The following is a 17,745-nucleotide window of genomic DNA, read 5'->3' as shown; positions in this document are numbered from 1 at the left end:
CCGCGCACCTGCAAGACCTGCTCTTCCACGGCCAGGGCCATGACAGCTCTCACGGGCCATGGATCTGTACCGCGTCACGTCGCGGCAGGTATTTCAGGATTCCGCAGGTGGCCACCCACGCTACGAGCATGCTCAAGACAACAAACATCGCGGCAACCAGCACCGGCCAAACCCCGTCGTTCACCGTCAGGGCTCCTGCACCCCAATACAGTCCCGGCAGGACCGCCCCCAGTCCCGCGCCCATGGCCGAAAGACGGGCCTGGCGCCACCCGCTGCTTCCGGGGCGGCGTTTTTCGACGAAGCTCAGCAGCACGGCTGCACCGAGAATCGGCGCCGCGGCAAGCAGGACCCCGAACACTCCCCCATACGCCAGGCCCACCACCACCGAGGCTACGGAGGCGGCCATCCTCTGCTCTATTGCGGGCAGCATCAAATAGGCGCCGAGAATGGCGCCCAGCAACGCGCCGATCAGCACACCCACCACCAACTGGTAGCGAAAGAGCCGCCCGACAGGTTCGGCAGCAAGATGTTTCATGGACACATCCTATGAACTTCAGGATCGCTTTCCACACGGAGACCTGTTCGCCGCCGGGTTGTCGTCCGAAGAAATCAGCCCGAACCATTTCCCAAGGTGCGGCTACAGACACTGCTAGGAATGATTCACTCTGGGTTGGCACCACCCCGGTAGGGCTGTTCCCGCCACACGGATTCGGGCTGTTCGACATGATCGGCAATGTCTGGGAGTGGACCGCGGACTACTGGATATACCGCCACCTGCCGGCCCGCAGCCCGCTGGGCCGGTTGTTGGACCGGCATGCCGCTGTCACTTAACAACATCAGCCCCCGCAATTTTTCCGAATCAACTCAGAAAAAGGGCGGGGGCTGACGTTATGGGCAGCGTTTACGCTTCGAGCACGACCGGCACGATCATCGGGCGTCGGCGCAGCTTGCGCGACACCCAGGAACCAATGACGCGGCGGGTGATTTGCTGCAGCTGATGGGTGGTGTGCGACGGGTTGTTCGCCACCGCCTCCACGATTGCCGCTTCGATCTTCGGCTTGATCTCGTCAAAGACCTTGTCGTCCTCGGCCACGCCGCGGGCGTGGATGTCCGGTCCGGTGATCACGGTGCCGTTCTGGCGGTTGATCACGGTGATGACCGAGATGAACCCCTCCTCGCCGAGCACCACGCGGTCCTTCAGGTCATCCTCGGTGATGGTGCCGACCTTGGAGCCGTCCACGTACACGTAGCCGCAGTCAACCTGGCCGACCAGCTGGGCGACCCCGTCCTTCAGGTCGATGACCGAACCGTCCTCGGCCAGGATCACGTTCTCCTCCGGCACCCCGGACTGCGCGGCCAGCCGGCCGTTGGCGATCAGGTGGCGGGTTTCACCGTGCACCGGCATGACGTTCTTCGGGCGCAGGATGTTGTAGCAGTACAGCAGCTCGCCGGCCGAGGCGTGCCCGGAGACGTGCACCTTGGCCATGCCCTTGTGGATCACCTCGGCGCCCAGGCGCATCAGGCCGTTGATGACGCGGAACACCGCGTTCTCGTTGCCCGGGATGAGGCTGGAGGCCAGGATCACGGTATCCCCGGCGCCGACCTCGACCTTGTGGGTGCCGTTGGCCATGCGCGACAGGGCGGCCATCGGCTCGCCCTGCGAACCGGTGGACATCAGCACGATCTTGTGGTCCGGCAGCTGCTCGACCTGCTTGAGGTCAACCAGCACGTTCTGCGGCACATGCAGGTAGCCCAGGCGCTCGGCGATGCCCATGTTGCGCACCATCGAACGTCCAATGAAGGCGACCTTGCGGCCGTGGATCGCCGCGGCATCCAGCACCTGCTGCACGCGGTGCACATGCGAGGAGAAGGAGGCGACGATGATCCGGCGGCGGGCCTTGGCGAACTGTGCCTCGAGCACCGGGCCAATGTCCTTCTCGTGCACGGTGAAGCCGGGCACCTCGGCGTTGGTGGAGTCCGGCAGGAACAGGTCCACGCCCTCCTCGCCCAGGCGCGCGAAGTGGCGCAGGTCGGTGATGCGCCCGTCCAGCGGCAGCTGATCCATCTTGAAGTCACCGGTGTGCAGCACGGTTCCGGCCTTGGTGCGGATGAACACCGCCAGCGCATCAGGGATGGAGTGGTTCACGGCCACGTATTCGCATTCGAACGGGCCGATCTGGGTGACCTCGCCCTCCACCACGACGGTGGAGTTGGCCTTCAGGCGGTGCTCGGCCAGCTTGGCCTCCACAAACGCCAGGGTCAGCTTGGAGCCGTAGATCGGGATGTCCTCGCGCAGACGCAGCAGGTAGGGCACCGCACCGATGTGGTCCTCGTGGCCGTGGGTGAGCACCATGCCCACCACGTCGTCCAGGCGGTCCTTGATGTAGGAGAAGTCCGGCAGGATCAGGTCCACGCCGGGCTGGTGCTCCTCGGGGAAGAGCACGCCGCAGTCAACGATCAGCAGCTTCGAGTCGATCTCGAAGACCGCCATGTTACGGCCGACCTCGCCCAGACCGCCGAGCGGGACCACACGCAGGGTGCCCTTCTTGAGTTTGGCAGGTGTCTGCAGCCGTGCAGTATCAGCCTTGCCGACAGAGGATTCGGTCATGAACGAAAACGCCCTTTCTTTTACAGATCCCAGCCGCCCTCACGAAGGTCGGAACGAATGGCATCGAGTTCGGCGTCCGACGGCGCGAACAGCGGCAGCCGGACGGTGTTGGTCGGCAGGACACCCTGCCAGTGAAGAATGTGCTTTGCCGCCACGGCCCCCTGGATGTGGCCCATGACGGCGCGCTGGATCGGGTCCAGCTCGAAGTGGGTGGCGCGCGCGGTGGCCAGGTCCCCGGCCAGCATGGCGTCCACGAGCTTGCGGTACTGGGCCGCGGCCACGTGGGCCGAGACCGAGACAACGCCCACGGCCCCGGCGGCCATCAGCGGCAGGGTCAACCCGTCATCCCCGGAGTACACGTGCAGGTCGGTGTTGGCCAGCACGGCAGTCGTGGACTGGTAGTCGGCCTTGGCGTCCTTCAGTGCGATGACCTGCGGGATGTCGGCCAGGCGGATCAGGGTTTCGGCGGCGATGGCGATCCCGGCGCGGCCCGGGATGTCGTACATCATGATCGGCAGGTCCACCGCGTTGGCGATGGCCTCGGTATGTGCGACGATGCCGGCCTGGCTCGGCTTGTTGTAGTACGGTGCGGTGACCAGGATGCCGTCCACCCCGGTCTTGGCGGCTTCGCGGCTGAGGTTGATCGAGTGCCGGGTGTCATTGGTGGTGGAACCGGCCAGGACCTTGGCCCGGTCCCCCACGGCTTCCACGACGGCGCGGAACATGCCGATGTTTTCCTCATCGGTCAGCGTGGAGGTTTCGCCGGTGGTGCCGGTGACGACCAGGCCGTCGCATCCGTCGTCCACGAGCTTGTTGGCCAGCTTAGCTGCGGCGTCATAGTCAACTTCACCATCGGTGGTGAAGGGGGTGACCATCGCAGTCAGTACGGTGCCAAACGGGTACGTGGAGAAATCGGATGCACTAGAAGCCATGAGTCAAATCTACACGTCGCACCGTGCCGATAGCATCTTCTTGTTAATCTGTGATGCCATAAGGGCTATGCGACTGAGCACAACCGGTCGGCTGTCGGGTCTTGATGCGGCCCGCACCGCGGCCATCCTGGGCATGTTTGCCGCCCATGTTTTTCCGTTGTACCACCAGGATCCGCTGGTGGGCGGCTCTGCGCCGACGGTGACCGGGTGGCTGGCAGCCGGGCGGGCCTCGGCCCTGTTCATGGTGTTGGCCGGGGTGTCATTGGGCTTGTTTTGCCGCAGCCTGCAGCGCCGCGGCCTGACCCGCGGCCAGGTCACCACCGTGATCCTGCGCCGGGCCTTGGTGATCGCGGCGCTGGGCATGCTGCTTGGACCGGCCAATGAGCGGATCGCGAACATCCTGGTGCATTACGGGCTGCTGTTTGCGGTGCTTGCCGCCGCGGTGTTCCTGCCCGCCCGGATCCTGGGGCCGGCCGCGGTGCTGTGGCTGGCACTGACTCCGGTGGCCTGGCGGCCGTTGGCGGCGTTGCTGGAGCCGAAGGTGCTCGGGCACAATCCCACGTTCGTGGATCTGGCCCACCCCGTGCTGCTGCTCCAAGACCTGGTGGTCACCGGCTACTACCCGCTGCTGGTGTGGTGCGGGTTTGGCCTGCTGGGTCTGTGGCTCTCCCGGTTCGCGCTGGGCCAGCCGCGCACCGCGTGGTGGTTCTTCGCTGGCGGGACGGCCATCGCGGCGGCAACGTTTGCCGCCGGTTGGTTCGCTGCCCAGCGCTTCCTTGGGGAGTTGGCCTCCACGTCCGGCATGAGCAGGCGAGATGCGAGCACCGCGCTGCTCACCGGACGCTCCGCCGGCGGGAACCTTGACGCGTTCCTCGGCGATCCGAGGTATCTGTGGCTTCCCACGCCGCACAGCACTTCCCTGGTGGCCTCGGTGCACGCGGCGGCCTGCGCCGTGGCGGTACTGGGAATCTTCCTTCTGCTCACCGACCGGCTCGGATACGTGGGTCAGCTGATCGCCGCCGCGGGCCGGGCGCCGCTGACCCTCTATGCCGGGCACCTGATTCTCCTGCCCATCCTGCAGCTGTTCTTCCGGCCGACAACCTGCTGGTGGATTCTTTGGGCCGTGGTCCTGCTGACGGCGCTCACCCTGTCCCGTACGGGGCGCTCGGCGCCACTGGAGGCAGGGGTGAGGTACCTGAGCGGCGTTGATTCAAGGTAGCGCGGCGGATTACCGCCGGTAAGGCAAAGACTCGTGCCCCCGCTGGGAACCGGGGGCACGAGTCTTTGTAGCCGGTTAGCTGTTGGTTTTCTGCTTGCCGAGCCAGAAGTTGATCGCCGTGCGCATTGAGGTGCGGGCCCGCTTGCGGTCCCCGCTGGCATCATAGGCCAACGCCAGGCGGTACCAGGACTGCCAGGATTCCGGATGCTCTTCGACATCGCGCTTGTGGTTCTCGAAGTCGGCGTCGGCGGCTTCGCGCACGAAGCGCCCCGAGGGCATGCGCGGCAGTTCCTCGGGCAGCCCGCCGGTGTCAGCCAGCTGCTGGCCCATCTTCTGGGTGCGCAGCCCGAAGAGGATTTCGCGGATCAGGATCCACACGCCCAAGGCGGGAATCACCAGGATCGCCACACCCAGGACCTTGGCCACCGGTTCGTCCGTGGACAAGAACCGAACCGCCTGGTTGAAGGCCATCAGCAGATAGAGGACAAACAGGAGCAGAATTCCGCCTACCCAAATCTTGGTTTTCATGCGCCCAACTCCAGGTATCCGTCCAACCCGTAGGTCAGTCCCGGCCGGCTGGCCACGGTCCGCAGCCCCAGCAGCACGCCGGGCATGAAGGAGGCGCGGTCAAAGGAGTCATGACGCAGGGTCAGCTGCTCCCCCGGTCCACCGAGCAGGACTTCCTGATGGGCCACCAGGCCGCGGAGACGCACCGAGTGGACGTGGACCCCATCAACAACGGCGCCCCGGGCACCATCCAGCTGGGTTTCGGTGGCATCCGGGCTTGGCGCGACCCCGGCGTCCTGCCGGGCGGTGGCGATCAGCTCCGCGGTTCGCACTGCGGTTCCGCTGGGGGCATCCACCTTGTTCGGGTGGTGCAGTTCGATGATTTCCACCGACTCAAAGTACTTCGCGGCCGTGGCCGCAAAGGCGCTGGTGAGCACGGATCCAAGGGCAAAGTTCGGGGCGATGAGCACACCCACGTCGGGTTTGGACTGCAGCAGTTCGCAGAGGCTTTCGCGCTTGTGGTCATCCCAACCGGTGGTGCCAACCACTGTATGCAGGCCGTTCTCGACGGCGAAACGCACGTTTTGCTCGGTGGCGGCGGGCACCGACAGATCCACAATGTGTGTTGCCCCGGCATCCAGTACGGCGCTCAGTTCATCATTGCGTCCCAGGGCCGCGACCAGTTCCATATCCTCGGCCGCTTTGACGGCGGTGACGGCTTCAGAACCCATGCGTCCGCCGGCACCGAGCACGGCCACCTTGATTTGTGCACTCATGCGTTTAAGCCTATCCCCTGCCCAGCGCTGACTCGTCGCTGGGTTAAGTGATCTGCACCTGGCATGACATCAAGGGTGCGCGTTGCGGCCTGCCCGGATTCTGTTCGTACGCACGGTGCTGTCCACTTCGTCTTGCCTTTGCCCTGTCAGTGGTGAAATGCTTTTCGCAGGATTGGATCTAGGAATGGAATACCGTGGCACGCACGAAAGCAGGGTTGGCCGTTGGGGCTTTGATGTTGACCCTGGCAACCATGATTTCCGGCTGCAGCGACGCAGTCGAACCACAGGCCATCAGCGATGATGAGAAACAGGATCTGGTAGCGCAGATTGAGGCCAGTACGTGGGTGGACGACCCGACGTGCAGCATCGAGGTATTCCGCCAGGACGGGGACACGACCTTTGGCTGGGCCGAATGCACCAACGCGTCAAACGTTGATTCCGGGCAAATCGAGCAGTCAGCGAATTACCCGTTCAAGGTTCAGGGTGAAACCGTGACGGTACCCCGTGAAGGCAAGCAGTACCAGGAAGACGTCAAGAAAACCTTCCCCGAGGATCTGTGGTCCACCATTGAGAAGTATGGCGGGGTCAGCTCGTCGGTGCCCGGCGAAGAGTAGTGGCTGCCCCTCTTCGCCGGTTGCCGGGTTTCGGACGGCCGGGAGGGGTTACAGCCCCAGCTCGGCCTCGGAGTCAAATGGCCCAACCACGGTGATGGTACGTGGCTTGGCCGCCAGTTCCCGCGCCAGTTCTTGAACGCTCTCGCAGGTCACTGCGGCCACCCGGGCCAGGGCTTCGTCCAGGTCCTGGAATTCACCGGTGATCATTTCGGCCCGTCCCAGGCGTGACATCCGGCTGCCCGGGTCCTCCAGCGCCAGCACGGTGCCGCCCGAAAGCTGCCCCTTGGCCTTGCGCAGTTCTTCCTCGGAGATGCCCTGCGCTGCCAGTTTCTCCAGCTCGGCTTCCAGTAGCCCGATCACTTCCCCGGCCTTGGCCGGAGTGCAGCCGGCGTACATGCCGAAATAACCGGCATCCGAGTAGGCGGCGGAGAAGGAATAGGTCGAGTACACCAGGCCGCGCTTTTCACGAATCTCCTGGAACAGACGCGAACTCATGCCCCCGCCGAGCACGGAGTTCAGCACGGCCAGGGTATGGCGGCGCTCGTCGTGGCCGGTGATGCTGGGGCAACCGATGATGATGTTTGCCTGCTCCCCCGGGCGCGTGATGACTTCAACGCCGGCGTGGCCGGTGATGTCTGCCGGGGTGGCGTCGCGGCGCGGTTCTGGCTCGGCCATCGGGTCCAGGTGCCAGCCGGCATCCTGCAGGGCCTCAAGCACCAGGCGGCACACCTCATCGTGCTGCAACGATCCTGCCGCGGTGATAATCAGCTCGCTAGGACGGTAATGGGCGTGATAGTGCTCCATGACCGCTTCACGGGTGGTGCTGCGGATTTCCTCCGGCGTTCCGCCAATGGGACGGGCCAACGGGTGGTCCCCGAGGACGGCGGCGACAAACTTTTCATGGGCTACATCCATGGCATCATCGGCGTCCATGGCGATTTCTTCAATGATGACCCCGCGTTCCTGCTCCAGCTCCTGCGGGTCGATAACCGCGGAGGTGACCATGTCGGCAATGACCTCCATGGCCATGGGCAGATCCGAGTCGAGCACCCGGGCGTAGTAGCAGGTCGATTCCTTCGCTGTGGCCGCGTTGGCTTCCCCACCGACCTCGTCAAAGGCGTGGGCAATTTCCAGGGCAGAACGCTTCTTGGTGCCCTTGAACAGCAGGTGTTCCAGGAAGTGGGTGGAACCGTGATGCCCTTCGGTTTCATCCCGGGAACCGACCGGCACCCAGAATCCAACCGTGGTTGAACGCTGCCCGGGCATGGCCTCGGTCAGGACCCGCACTCCGCCAGGCAGAATGCTGCGCCGAACCTCGGAACCGCCGTCCCCACGGTGCACCAAGGTGGGGTCGGCCGGATCCACCGAAGAGAACTCACTGGTTGACAGTGAATGCAACGGCAACGGAATCATGACCACTGAGGAACGTCCTTTTCTGGGAAGAAAACTTGGAATCTTGGGGTCTCGCCAACCCCAAAATAGCTTGAACTATTTTCGCATAGCGTCCTGTATTTCAGCTTTGCGTGGGAGCAAGCTCTCACCTCGGCTCCCATGACCATCACCGGCGCACGAGCCGCCGCCGAACCGAACGCTAGAGCCGTGGATCCAGCGGCTCGGATTCCAGGGCCAACACCCCGAACACCATTTGGTGCACCTTCCACAGCGGTTCGTCCTGGGCGGTCAAGCGCAGGGCCTGAAGTCCAAGGATGTACTCCTGCAAGGCCCGGGATCGCTTGCGATCCGTGGCCCGTTGTCGCAGGCGCTCCAGGTTTTCCGGCTTCAGGTAGTCAGGACCGTAGATCAGCCGCAGGTACTCACGGCCGCGCACCTTGATGCCGGGCTGCACCCAGCCTTTGGCTCCGCGAGTCAGGTTGCTCCACGGTTTGACCACCATGCCCTCACCACCGCTCTGGGTGAGTTCCTGCCACCACTGCACCGCTTCCCGTTCGGAACGCGGATCCTCGAGGTTCACCTGCTGCCAGCGGGTTGCGGAAAACACGTCCGGACCGGTCCGGGCCAAACGCCTGGCGATGTCCAGATGCCAACCGTGGTCCCGTTCCTCATGAGTCTGCCCCTCAGAGGCCAGTACCTGGAACGCAGCGAATCGCAGCTCATCGGGTGAACCGATGTATCGGCGGTAGGCTTCGCGGAATTGCACCACGTGCTCGCCACGCTCCCGCGTGCGTGACAGCAGGTCCGTGACATCCAAGCCCGTGGCGGCTGCCTTCTCCAGCACTGAAACACCTGCGGCCATCGCCGCGGTCCCGGCGGCGGCAACCGACGCGTAGGTGTCCTTGATCAGGGACTCTGCCTTGAGAGACCAAGGAAGCAGTTCACCGTCCAGCATCACCCAGTCCGTGTCCAGTTCCGCCCATAACCCCGACTCGTCACAGATCTGGTGCGCCCGTTGCAGTAGCTCGCGCTCGGCGGCGCCCTCCAGAAACGATCGCCCGGTTCGGGTGTGCAGGGCCCCCAGCCACTCAGCCGGTGCGTTAAAGCGCTTGGGATTGCGGCTGAGCAACAGCACCGCCCGGGATCCCATGTGCTTCTCTTCGCACACCACCGTGGTGATTCCCTGCTTACGGAAATAGGTGAACGCTTCGGTCGGGTGCTCCAGGTACCCGGGACTCTTGGAGGATTCCGCCGGAGCCATGGTCGGTGGCAGGTAGCGCAACCAGCGCGGGTCAATGGCAAATCGGCTCATGGTCTCCAGCGCCCCGGCAGCCTGCTCTTGGCTAATCCGGATGGTGCCCAGCCCCTTGGCTTTCAAGTGCAGCGGGCCGGTGACATCCTCCATGGACAAAACGCCAGGTTCACGTTGTGGCCCATGTGGGGACTCCAGCGGACGTATCGGTTCGCTGTGTTTTCTGAGGGCATCCACGGCGACGACTTCTCGTTCCGGGTAGCGCATGGCACTGAGCTGTCCTCCAAAGACGCAGCCAGTATCCAGGCAGGCGGTGTTGTTGATCCACGCCACCTCGGTCACCGGCGTGTGCCCGTAAAGCACCGTGGCCGGCCCGCGGTAGTCCCTGGCCCACGGATAACGCACCGGCAGGCCATACTCATCTTTCTCCCCGGTCACCTGGCCGTACAGGGCGAACGCACGGACCCTACCAGAGGCCCTGCCCTGGTACTGCTGGATCAGGCCGGCGTGGGCGATGACCAGGTTTCCGACATCAAGCACCATGTGGGAAACCAGTCCGGAGCAAAAATCGAGCACGTCTCGCTTGAAGTCGGGCCCCTCGGCTTCCAGTTGCTGCAGGGTTCCTTCCAGCCCATGAGCCAGGCTGACCTTTCGCCCGCGCAGAGCCCGCACCAGCTTGTCTTCGTGGTTTCCCGGGACCGCCAGGGCATGCCCGGAGGCGGACATCCCCATCACCAGCCGCAGCACGCCGGCCGAATCCGGCCCGCGGTCCACCAAGTCGCCGACGAAGATCGCCCTGCGACCCTCTGGCGGCAGCGCATCCACCGGACGGTTCAGCTTGTCGCGGCTGATCCGATACCCCAGCCGCTGCAGCAGCAGAACCAGTTCCTCCAGACAGCCGTGCACATCCCCAATGACGTCAAAGGGGCCATGCTGATCCCGGAAGTCGTTGAGCAGCTTGTGCCGCACGACCGTCGCCTGCGCGACCTCCTCTGGAGTGTTCAAGATGTGCAGGCGCGCGTAGCCTTCCTTGCGCAGCCCCTTCAAGGACTTGCGCAGCTGTTGATGTTGGCGCTCGATCGCCGCGGGCGGGACCCGGTACGCGACCCGCGCCTCATTGCGTTCGAGACACAGCCGCAAAGGCATATCTAACACAATGGCTGAGACGAGCACGTCATGGGCGCGAGCGACCTCAATCAGCTGTTGGCGCGCCGAGTGCTGCACGCTGGTCGCATCAACCACCGTGAGCAAATCCGCTTCCAGCCGTTTGCCGGCCACGAAGTTCAGCGCTTCGAAGGCCGCGGCCGTCACCGATTGGTCGGTCTCGTCATTACCTACCAGTCCCCGAAAGTAGTCACTGGAGAGTACCTCGAACTTGCCAAAGTGTTCGGCAGCGAAGCGCGACTTCCCAGAGCCTGACGCACCGATCAATAGAACCAGGCCGACCTCCGGGATCAATAACCGACTCATGCCTGCTCCTTTCGAAAGATCGCCATTTGGGTGGATGTTCCGGCTCTTGGTGAGTTATCGCCTATCCCCCGGATCTCCACTGCGTAGCCGTAGCGTGAAGTGATCTCGGAGCACCACGTCGCGAACTGCTCCCGGGTCCATTCAAAACGGTGATCCTCATGCCGCATCGTGCCAGCCGCCAGCCGTGGGTACAGTTCATTGAATTCCGAATTTGGGGTGGTGACGATCACGACTCCCGCAGATGTCTCGGCAAAGACAGAGTTCTCCAATGCCGGAAGCCGCGACAGGTCGATGTGCTCAATGACCTCCATCAGCACGAGTGCGTCATGATTCCGCAAACGTTCATCGGTGTAGAGAACCGAACTGTGCAGCAGGTCGATACGGCTTCGCTCCCTGTCAGAGCGCTCCTCCAGTTGAAGGTTGCGTGCTGCCTGTTGCAGGGAGCGGACGGAGACATCAGTTCCGACAATGCGGGTGAAGAACCGGTCCTGCTGCAGACGACGCAGCAAGGCTCCAGCACCGCATCCCACATCCACCACGCTTTGTGCGCCGCATTCCTTGAGGACGCTGAGAACGGTGTTGGCGCGGTGTACGCGCAACGGCGTTTGACCAGTGGCCGGCGACTTTCGAAGGTCATCTGCCGATTCCCCACCGAGTTCCGTAGAAGCGACGGTCAGTTGTTCCTGCGCCAGACCGACCAGAGCCTTTTGATGGGCGAGGTAGCGCTGCAGGATCAATTCACGTTCCGGATGCTGAGCGAGCCACCCTTCGCCCTGACGGGCAAGCTTTTCGGTTTCATCATCGTTGACCCAATAATGCTTCGAGTCATCCAGTACCGGAAGCAGCACATAGAGTTGGCGCAGCGCGTGATCAAGACGGATCTGCCCCTCCAGCTTCAGGTGGTGATACCTGGATGCGCCCCAACTCTCGTAGTTGGGATCCAAGGGCAGGGTTCCAGTTTCCACCGACCATCCCAGTGGCTCAAAAAGCCGCTGAATCAAATCCTCCTGCTGATTTCCGCGAGCCGAGACCACGGGCAATTCAAGCCTCAATGGCAAAGGTGCCTGCACCAATTCCGGGTACATTTCACTCATGCCAGTCATGGCACTTCGAAGTACTTTTCCCAGCGCCACAGACATCAGACTGGATGCGGCATAGGGCCGGTCGTTGACGTAGTAGTCCAGCACGCCGGAATCGCCGCGGAAACGTCGGTTGCGGACCAGCCCGATGGGGTCAACTTCGAGCAGCAATGCCGCGGTGGTGAGCTGGGCTGAGACCTCAGGGTAAAAGACGTGGGCCTGCCCGACGGGCAGGTTGAAGGACTGGACCTTCGCCGGATGCTTGCGTAGCAAGTGGGACAGTGCCGTCGCATCGATCTCGGTTTCCGGGTTCGACTCCAAAGTAATGGTCAACAGCACCTGTGGTCCTCTCGCCTGCGGCAGTTGAGCCTATGCTACTTGGCCTACGCCGATAAACGCCCAGTTGAACCGAGGATTCGTGGATATCGGCGTACTGCGTCAGTTCTGACTGTTTTTAGTCGGCGCTAAAATGGATTGGATGCTCTGCGGCGCACGCCCGGAGACCACAGACGAAGGGAAATCCATGCCGGACCAGAAGTCCTTGTACGTGTTCGCCCATCCTGGAGAAGCTACCGCATTCAGCGATGTCGAGCATCTGGTCACTGGCATCGGGAAAATCAATGCGGCAACAGCGCTGGCCGGGGCACTCGCCCAGGGCGATATCCAACGAGTCGTCGTGCTCGGAACTGCTGGGGTTGTCGCGGACGGTGCGGATCGCCCCGACATGGACACTGTCTACCAGGTGACCAGGGTGCTGCAGCACGACTTTCCCTTGGAAACTGAGCCGCTTGCCCCCAGCGGTGAACTCATCGTTCCCGAACACCAACTGACCATGGCCACCGGCGATGTCTTCGTCAGTGATGATCATCAGCGCTCTCGCATCGCCGGGTCGGGTGCCGCCCTGGTGGACATGGAAGGCTATGCCTACGCCAGCATCTGCCAACGCTTCAATGTACCGCTGCAGATCTTCAAGGTGCCTTCAGACTTCGCGGACAGCAGTACCACCATCGAAGACTGGTTGTCTGTGGTGGCCCGTAAGAGCGCACAACTGCGTACGTTCTGGGAACAGCACCTGAACGATGGCGCTTTAGTCGGTTAGTTTCCCGCCCAAAGTTGAATTTCCATTTCAGCCCTCGCCTCTTTGCCACCAGCGACGTACGCTGATGGTGTCGGTATACATCGATTTGAGGCGGGGATTGCTGTGGGCTTTGTCTTTCGTAAACGTAAGAAGCTCGGTAAGGGTCTGACGTTGAACGTGTACAAGTCCGGACCATCTGTTTCCAAGAAGGCCGGCCCGTTTACCCTGTCTTCCCGCGGCAATCTCAGTATTCGCCTCGGCAAGGGCTTGGGATTCCGCAAGAAGATCTTCTAGGACCCTCTGTCTGCACGGGACGAGGCGTGGGTGAGCGGCCCGAGGTTTATTCGGCTGCTGCCGGGGGCTGGTGCGTGCGTCCATCAGTTGCATAGCTGGCTTCGAACCGTTCCATTTCCAAAATGAACGCGGCTACGTTAGCGGTTGAAGACTTTTTGGTATAACCGGTGATCATCAGCAGCAGTCCAATGGGAATTAGCCCCAACAGCACCGGGGAGCCGGAGGTTACCAACAACAGGATGCCCAGCACCGCGCCCAAACCCGAGACGACCAGACCTGTACGCTCTAGGCCATCTCCGCTGGTGAGCACGAACTCCGTGGACGGAATCGATGGCACTTTTTTGTTTGTCATCAGATGATCGTAGCCCGTCTCGGAGCTACGCGCCCTTCCCTGGCTTTCCTCCCCTGCCAAGGCGACGCGGGCACTGCTGCTCAATCTTCTTGTTATCCTTCGGCTCAGCGCCACCATTAAACGCCAGGCCCTGGCCCGCAAGTAGCGGGCCAGGGCCTGGCGTAATGAAGTGGGAAGCTTACTCGGCCGAAGCCAGTGCCTCTTCCTCCACGACCGGGGCGAGCGAGAGCTTGCCGCGGTCATCAATCTTGGTGATCTCAACCTGGATCTTCTGACCCACCGAGACAACGTCCTCAACATCTTCGACGCGCTTGCCGTCGTTGATCTTGCGCAGCTCGGAGATGTGCAGCAGACCGTCCTTGCCCGGGGTCAGCGAAACGAACGCACCGAAGGTGGTCAGCTTCACGACGGTGCCCAGGTAGCGTTCGCCCACCTCGGGAACCTGCGGGTTGGCGATCGCGTTGATCGCCGAACGGGCAGCCTCGGCGGCGGTGCCGTCGGTGGCGCCGATCAGCACGGTGCCGTCGTCCTCGATGGAGATGTCCGCGCCGGTGTCTTCCTGGATCTGGTTGATCATCTTGCCCTTGGGGCCGATGACCTCGCCGATCTTGTCAACCGGGATCTTCACCGAGATGATGCGCGGCGCGTTGACGCTGAGCTCATCCGGGGTGTCGATGGCCTGGTTGAGCACGTTCAGGATGTGCAGGCGCGCTTCGCGGGCCTGGGTCAGTGCGGCACCCAGCACGGAGGCCGGCAGGCCGTCCAGCTTGGTGTCCAGCTGGATCGCGGTGATGAACTCGGAAGTACCGGCCACCTTGAAGTCCATGTCACCCATGGCGTCTTCGGCGCCCAGGATGTCGGTCAGGGCGGCGTAGCGGGTTTCCCCGTCCACGGTGTCCGAGACCAGGCCCATGGCGATACCGGCCACCGGCGCCTTCAGCGGCACACCGGCGTTCAGCAGCGACAGGGTCGAGGCGCAGACCGAACCCATCGAGGTCGAGCCGTTGGAGCCCAGCGCCTCGGAGACCTGGCGGATCGCGTACGGGAACTCCTCGCGCGACGGCAGCACCGGCACGAGCGCACGCTCGGCCAGGGCACCGTGGCCGATTTCGCGGCGCTTGGGCGAACCCACGCGGCCGGTTTCACCGGTCGAGTACGGCGGGAAGTTGTAGTTGTGCATGTAGCGCTTGGAGGTGACCGGGCTCAGCGAGTCGATCTGCTGCTCCATCTTCAGCATGTTCAAGGTGGTCACGCCCATGATCTGGGTTTCGCCACGCTCGAAGATGGCCGAACCGTGAACACGCGGCAGCACCTCGACCTCGGCCGAGAGCTGACGGATGTCGGCCAGACCGCGCCCGTCCATGCGTACCTGGTCGGTCAGGATGCGCTGGCGCACCACCTGCTTGGTGACGGCGCCAAAGGCCTTGGAGATTTCCCCGGCACGATCGGCGAATTCTGCGCCTTCGCCCGACAGCTCGGCGACGATTTCTTCCTTGTAGGCCGATGCCGCGTTGTCGCGGTCCTGCTTGCCGGCGATCTGGTAGATCTCGGTCAGCTTGGAAGTGGCCTTGGCCTCGACGGCTGCGAACACGTCTTCCTCGTAGTCGCGGAAGATCGGGAACTCAACGGTTTCCTTGGCGGCGCGGGAAGCCAGGTCGGCCTGGGCCTCGCACAGCACCTTGATGAACGGCTTGGCAGCCTCCAGGCCCTCGGCGACGATCTCTTCGGTCGGGGCCTGGGCACCGCGCTCGTTGATCAGTTCCCAGGCGTGGTCGGTGGCTTCGGCCTCGACCATCATGATGGCGACATCGTCACCGGCGATACGCCCGGCAACCACCATGTTGAACACGGCGTTCTTCAGCTCGGAGTGGCGTGGGAAGGCAACCCACTGCGGGCCGTTGCCGTCGTCAACCAGGGCCACGCGTACGCCACCGATCGGGCCGGAGAACGGCAGACCGGAGAGCTGGGTGGACATGGAGGAGGCGTTGATGGCGACCACGTCGTAGAGCTCATCCGGGTGGATGGCCATGACGGTGACGACTACCTGGACCTCGTTGCGCAGGCCCTTGACGAAGGCCGGACGCAGCGGGCGGTCCATCAGACGGCAGGCCAGGATGGCCTCGGTCGAGGGACGGCCTTCACGACGGAAGAAGCTGCCCGGGATGCGACCGGCAGCGTACATGCGCTCCTCGACGTCCACGGTCAGCGGGAAGAAGTCGAAGCCCTCACGCGGGTGCTTGCCGGCAGTGGTGGCCGAGAGCAGTGCGGTTTCTTCGTCAATGTAGACCATTGCCGAACCAGCGGCCTGCTTGGCAAGGCGGCCGGTCTCGAAGCGGATGGTGCGCTGTCCGAAGCGGCCATTGTCAATGACTGCCTCGGCAAATTGGATTTCTGGACCCTCCATTAAGGGGGTGCTCCTTTCGGTCGCTCCCAATGCTTGGGACATAGCGAACCGTGTAGCCCTACCCAGATCTGGTCTTCGATCGAGACTCGCGCTTCGGTGCGTTCCAAAGCGAAAGCCACTACCGAGGACCGCGATCTAGAAGCGGTCGGGACCTACGGTGTCGCAGTCTTGGGAGATATTTTTAATCGTGGGTTCCGGTACAACCTGGAGACCCACATATAAGCGTACCGTTTATTGCCCTCAGCCGCAGTTTTTCACGCCACACCCGGGCAAGTCCTAGGCGTCGCTGCTACGTGCAACGGCCGAACCAGGAGAACAGTACCGGCTGTCCAGGAGGGCGGGCATGGCGAAAACACGCTCAGGTTAATCCGCGGTCGGTCTTGCCGGGAGGTGGGCCGGCGCAGTTCAGGCAGCGGTCGCCGGCTTCCCGACGAGGAAAGACGGCGACCGCTTCTGCTTGTTTACCAGGCGTCGCGCGCACTTAGCCGGGCTGCGGCCATGGAGGCGCCAAGGATGATGGTGCGCATGAAGCGTTCGGCCGCTTCAACCAGCAGGCGCTCCCCGTCGTCAACGGCTTCGCGCAGCGTCATGGGAATCGGCACGATCGATGCGATGGCGTCGATGCCGATATCGTGCACGTCGCGGCAGCCGCGGCCCAGGGTGCCGGCCAGCGCCACCACCGGCACGCCGTGCAGGGCCGCGCGCCGGGCCACCTCGGCCGGCACCTTGCCGCGCGGGGTCTGGAAGTCAATCGCCCCTTCTGCGGTGATCACCAGGTCCGCCCCGCGCAGCAGCCCGTCCAGGTCGATTCCCGCCAGCCCGGAGTCCAGCAGGGCCTCAAAGCGCGGCAGCAGGCTGGCCCCAACGGCGGCCAGGCCGGCCCCCAGTCCCCCGGAGGCGCCAGTGCCCGGGGCGGTGGCGAAGTCGGTGGTGCGCGCCGAATCCAGGGCGTCGCGGCGCAGCACCGCGGCCCAGTGCTCGAACCCGGCCGACATGGCCTCCACCTGCTGAGCGGTGGCGCCCTTCTGCGGCCCGAAGACGCGGGCCACCCCGCGTGCCCCGGTCAGCACATTGTGCTGGTTCAGTGCCAGGGTGAGCGGAACGCTCCGGTCGGCGAGCGCCGGATGCAGGCCAGAAAGGTCCAGCCTGTCGATGCGGCAGAGGTGGTTTCCTCCGGCGGGAACCTCGTTGCCCACCGCGTCCAGGATCCGCACGCCCAGGGCCTGCAGGGCGCCCATGCCCCCGTCGGAGGTGCCCGAGTCCCCGCAGCCGACCAGGATCTGCTGCGCGCCGGCATCGATGGCCGCGGCGATCAGCTCCCCGACCCCGCGGCTGGTGGTGAGCCCGGGATCGCGCTGGTCGTGGGGCACCAGGCGCAGCCCTGCGGCTGCCGCCATTTCCACCACGGCGGTCCCGGACGCATCCCCTCCGAGCATCGCGTAGTGGGCTTCGACCGGCTGGCCGACCGGGCCGGTGACCGTGACCGGGATCAGCCGTCCGCCGGTGGCGGCGGCCAGGGTCTTGGCGGTGCCTTCGCCGCCGTCGGCGATCGGTACGGCCTTGACCATGGCGCCGGGCAGGGCGCGGCGCACCCCGGCGCCGATGGCGGCGGCGACGGCGTCGGCGTCCAGGGACTCCTTGAATCCGGACGGGGCGACAAGAATACGTTGGGGCAGTGCGTGAGCCATGGGGGAACTCCTTTGTTGAGCTGGGGAAGGTTCGGTGGTGGGTGGATGGTTGAAAATGTTGGGACCCGGTGCTGGTCGGC

General features: G+C 63.9%; 16 protein-coding genes. 5 read left to right on the top strand and 11 right to left on the bottom strand.

Going from position 1 to position 17,745, the window contains the following annotated elements; genetic code table 11:
* Positions 1 to 49: 49 nt before the first annotated feature.
* Positions 50 to 535 carry a hypothetical protein gene (locus tag AC6I21_RS04620; protein ID WP_497763139.1) on the bottom strand — a complete coding sequence of 162 codons (486 nt, stop codon included), beginning with the start codon at positions 533 to 535 and terminating at the stop codon, positions 50 to 52.
* 11 nt (positions 536 to 546) lie between these two features.
* On the opposite strand from AC6I21_RS04620, the gene AC6I21_RS04615 reads away from it, so the two are divergent.
* Positions 547 to 831 (top strand): formylglycine-generating enzyme family protein, encoded by a 285-nt coding sequence (locus AC6I21_RS04615; protein ID WP_497763138.1) that lies wholly within the window; start codon positions 547 to 549, stop codon positions 829 to 831.
* Between the two features lie 70 nt (positions 832 to 901).
* On the opposite strand, the gene AC6I21_RS04610 is transcribed toward AC6I21_RS04615, so the two are convergent.
* Positions 902 to 2,608, bottom strand: coding sequence for a ribonuclease J (locus AC6I21_RS04610; RefSeq protein WP_054820580.1), 1,707 nt, complete (start codon positions 2,606 to 2,608; stop codon positions 902 to 904).
* 20 nt (positions 2,609 to 2,628) lie between these two features.
* A complete protein-coding gene (gene dapA, locus AC6I21_RS04605; RefSeq protein ID WP_497763137.1) occupies positions 2,629 to 3,540 on the bottom strand; it encodes a 4-hydroxy-tetrahydrodipicolinate synthase in 912 nt (303 codons plus the stop codon).
* Between the two features lie 67 nt (positions 3,541 to 3,607).
* Between dapA and AC6I21_RS04600 the strand changes: the two genes are divergently transcribed.
* Complete coding sequence (locus tag AC6I21_RS04600) at positions 3,608 to 4,759, top strand: heparan-alpha-glucosaminide N-acetyltransferase domain-containing protein (RefSeq protein WP_497763136.1); 1,152 nt, start codon at positions 3,608 to 3,610, stop codon at positions 4,757 to 4,759.
* Between the two features lie 75 nt (positions 4,760 to 4,834).
* Here AC6I21_RS04600 and AC6I21_RS04595 read toward each other — a convergent pair whose 3' ends face one another.
* Together AC6I21_RS04595 and dapB are read right to left on the bottom strand one after the other, a co-directional pair.
* Positions 4,835 to 5,287 carry a hypothetical protein gene (locus tag AC6I21_RS04595; protein ID WP_497763135.1) on the bottom strand — a complete coding sequence of 151 codons (453 nt, stop codon included), beginning with the start codon at positions 5,285 to 5,287 and terminating at the stop codon, positions 4,835 to 4,837.
* The gene (dapB, locus tag AC6I21_RS04590; protein ID WP_497763134.1) at positions 5,284 to 6,042 is read right to left on the bottom strand and encodes a 4-hydroxy-tetrahydrodipicolinate reductase; all 759 of its coding nucleotides are present in this window, start codon (positions 6,040 to 6,042) and stop codon (positions 5,284 to 5,286) included. Before dapB ends, AC6I21_RS04595 begins: the two co-directional genes overlap by 4 nt.
* A gap of 233 nt (positions 6,043 to 6,275) precedes the next feature.
* Here dapB and AC6I21_RS04585 point away from each other — a divergent pair, with 233 nt between their 5' ends.
* Positions 6,276 to 6,656, top strand: coding sequence for a hypothetical protein (locus tag AC6I21_RS04585; RefSeq protein WP_054820585.1), 381 nt, complete (start codon positions 6,276 to 6,278; stop codon positions 6,654 to 6,656).
* 48 nt (positions 6,657 to 6,704) lie between these two features.
* Here the strand turns inward: AC6I21_RS04585 and AC6I21_RS04580 are convergent, their stop codons facing one another.
* The 3 genes from AC6I21_RS04580 to AC6I21_RS04570 all read right to left on the bottom strand — a co-directional run bounded on the left by AC6I21_RS04580 (position 6,705) and on the right by AC6I21_RS04570 (position 12,188).
* Positions 6,705 to 8,075 carry a M16 family metallopeptidase gene (locus AC6I21_RS04580; protein ID WP_396278146.1) on the bottom strand — a complete coding sequence of 457 codons (1,371 nt, stop codon included), beginning with the start codon at positions 8,073 to 8,075 and terminating at the stop codon, positions 6,705 to 6,707.
* A gap of 172 nt (positions 8,076 to 8,247) precedes the next feature.
* Entirely contained in the window at positions 8,248 to 10,770 is a 2,523-nt protein-coding gene (locus AC6I21_RS04575; protein ID WP_138925909.1) for a polynucleotide kinase-phosphatase, read from the bottom strand.
* On the bottom strand, positions 10,767 to 12,188 hold the full coding sequence (locus AC6I21_RS04570; RefSeq protein WP_497763133.1) for a 3' terminal RNA ribose 2'-O-methyltransferase Hen1: 1,422 nt from the start codon (positions 12,186 to 12,188) through the stop codon (positions 10,767 to 10,769). Before AC6I21_RS04570 ends, AC6I21_RS04575 begins: the two co-directional genes overlap by 4 nt.
* 130 nt (positions 12,189 to 12,318) lie before the next feature.
* On the opposite strand from AC6I21_RS04570, the gene AC6I21_RS04565 reads away from it, so the two are divergent.
* Positions 12,319 to 12,948: a phosphorylase family protein gene (locus AC6I21_RS04565; protein WP_497763132.1), complete on the top strand. Its 630-nt coding sequence runs from the start codon at positions 12,319 to 12,321 to the stop codon at positions 12,946 to 12,948.
* A gap of 102 nt (positions 12,949 to 13,050) precedes the next feature.
* Positions 13,051 to 13,221 carry a DUF4236 domain-containing protein gene (locus AC6I21_RS04560; RefSeq protein ID WP_138925907.1) on the top strand — a complete coding sequence of 57 codons (171 nt, stop codon included), beginning with the start codon at positions 13,051 to 13,053 and terminating at the stop codon, positions 13,219 to 13,221.
* A gap of 46 nt (positions 13,222 to 13,267) precedes the next feature.
* Here the strand turns inward: AC6I21_RS04560 and AC6I21_RS04555 are convergent, their stop codons facing one another.
* From AC6I21_RS04555 to AC6I21_RS04545, 3 genes are all read right to left on the bottom strand, one after another.
* Complete coding sequence (locus tag AC6I21_RS04555; RefSeq protein ID WP_138925906.1) at positions 13,268 to 13,657, bottom strand: hypothetical protein; 390 nt, start codon at positions 13,655 to 13,657, stop codon at positions 13,268 to 13,270.
* Between the two features lie 94 nt (positions 13,658 to 13,751).
* Positions 13,752 to 15,977, bottom strand: coding sequence for a polyribonucleotide nucleotidyltransferase (locus tag AC6I21_RS04550; protein ID WP_138925905.1), 2,226 nt, complete (start codon positions 15,975 to 15,977; stop codon positions 13,752 to 13,754).
* 461 nt (positions 15,978 to 16,438) lie between these two features.
* On the bottom strand, positions 16,439 to 17,665 hold the full coding sequence (locus AC6I21_RS04545; RefSeq protein WP_138925904.1) for a glycerate kinase family protein: 1,227 nt from the start codon (positions 17,663 to 17,665) through the stop codon (positions 16,439 to 16,441).
* Between the last annotated feature and the right edge of the window lie 80 nt (positions 17,666 to 17,745).

Source organism: Glutamicibacter sp. St.4D3, from assembly GCF_059728615.1.
This window is presented reverse-complemented; position numbering and strand designations above follow the sequence as displayed.